1 protein-coding gene and 1 pseudogene are annotated in these 1,936 nt (G+C 67.3%); both read left to right on the forward strand.

What is annotated here, in order from left to right; all coding sequences use genetic code 11:
• A pseudogene (locus ACFZCY_RS06620) lies at window positions 1-1,398 on the forward strand (microtubule/TRAF3 and DISC1 binding protein); the annotation flags it as partial.
• Window positions 1,399-1,470: 72 nt separating this feature from the next.
• Window positions 1,471-1,914, forward strand: coding sequence for a YbaB/EbfC family nucleoid-associated protein (locus ACFZCY_RS06625; protein ID WP_391169928.1), 444 nt, complete (start codon window positions 1,471-1,473; stop codon window positions 1,912-1,914).
• Window positions 1,915-1,936: the final 22 nt, after the last annotated feature.

Below are 1,936 nucleotides of genomic sequence, written 5' to 3' on the forward strand. Positions count from 1 at the left end.
AAGCAGGAGCAGATCCGCCAGGAGCAGGAGAAGAAGCAGGAGGAGCAGCAGAAGCAGGCGGAGCAGAAGCAGGAAGAGCAGCAGCAGAAGCAGGAGCAGATCCGCCAGGAGCAGGAGAAGAAGCAGGAGGAGCAGCAGAAGCAGGCGGAGCAGAAGCAGGAAGAGCAGCAGCAGAAGCAGGACCAGATCCGCCAGGAGCAGGAACAGAAGCAGGAAAAGCTCCAGGAGGAGCAGCAGAAGCGGCAGGAACAGCTTCAGCAGCAACAGCAGCAGAAGCAGGAGGAGTTCCAGAAGCAGCAGCTCAAGCTCAATGGTTCACTGAACAATGGCGACTTGAATCAGCTCGGCAACCGAGATCTGAGCCAGCTCAACAATGGCGATCTGAGCCAGCTGAACAACGGCGACCTGAATCAGCTCTCGCCGAACATCTCCGGACCGGTCAACGGCGATGACTCGCTGACCAACCCCGACGGCAGCCAGTCGCACCTGGATTCCCAGGGCCGCGTGGTGACGGACTTCCCGGACGGCAGCAAGTCCGAGATCGACCCGAACAGCCAGACGGCGACCATCACCCGGCCGGACGGCAGCCACTACTCCGGGCCGCTCAACGCCGGCGACTCGCTGACCAACCCCGACGGCAGCACCACCCACCTGAACCCGCAGGGCCAGGTGGTCACCGAGTACCCCGATGGCAGCAGCTCGCGGGTGGACCCGGACACCGGTGCCACCTCGATCACCAGCCCGGACGGCACGACGACCACGGGCTATCTGAACGACCCCGACAACGCGCTTCCCGACTACCGGAACGGCGGCCCCGGAGGCAGCTCCCACCCGGGCGGTGGGTACTCGGGCGCGCTGAACCCGCCCTCCTACGACTACGGCGGCCCCTCCTACGAGGAGGAGCTGTACGACGACAAGGCCTATCAGGAGCCGTCGTTGGGCAACCCCGGCCAGTCCGCCGGCGGGTCCCCCGGTACGGGCCGTGGCACTCCGCTGAACAACGGCCCGGTGCCCCCCGGCGTCAGCGGCATGGGCGGCATGGGCGGCATGGGCGGCATGCCCATGGGCGGCATGGGTGGTATGGGTGGTATGGGCGGCGGCAAGGGCGGCGAGGGCGGCCCCTCCGAACGCGTCCGCAACGTGATCGACAGCGGTGACGTGGTCAGCAACCGCCGCGGCGCTCCCGCCCCGCGCGGCAAGGGCGGTGTGTACGAGGACCGGCAGGCCGTCAGTACCAGTGGCGGCAACCCGTTCCTGCCGGGGATGGGCGGCGGTGCGGGCGGACCCGGACAGACGGAGACCGAGAGCAGCGACCGTGAGCGTGAGGTCTGGGAGCCGGAGGAGGACGACGTCTGGGGCACCGACGAGGGAGGTGCACCAGCGGTGATCGGACGCTGACGAATCTCAAATTCCTCTTGTCGTCCCGATGTTGCACAATGATCGACATCTGACCTTACGCAGGAGTATTCGTTGACCGAACCGCTGCAGGAGCGCATCGCCCAGGCCATGGCCGAGCTCCAGGCCACCCAGGCGGCTGTCGCGCGGGCGGAGGCGGATCTCCGCCAGGCGTCCGCGACGGTGCGCTCGAGCGACCGTGTGGTGGAGGCGACCGTCGGTGCCCAGGGCGAGTTGACGGGGCTGAAGTTCCTCGACAACAAGCACCAGAACATGACGGGCCCCCAGCTCGCCTCCTCGATCCTGGAGGCCGTGCAGCAAGGGCGTGCGCAGATGGCCCGCCGGGTGATGGACACCTTCGAGCCCTTCACCCGGCCGGGCCCCGAGGGCTCGGCCCGCCGGGGCATCGACCTCGACTGGAACCGGATTTTCGGATCGGCCCTCGACGGTGATCAAGCCCGTTCCCGCCGTTCGAGCCGGAACCGGCTGCGCGACGAGATCGACGAAGACAGCCAATGAGCGTTGGGGAAGGTGATCGGTC

Origin of the sequence: Streptomyces sp. NPDC007983, from assembly GCF_042958345.1 — a bacterium.
Taxonomy (GTDB): Bacteria; Actinomycetota; Actinomycetes; order Streptomycetales; family Streptomycetaceae; genus Streptomyces.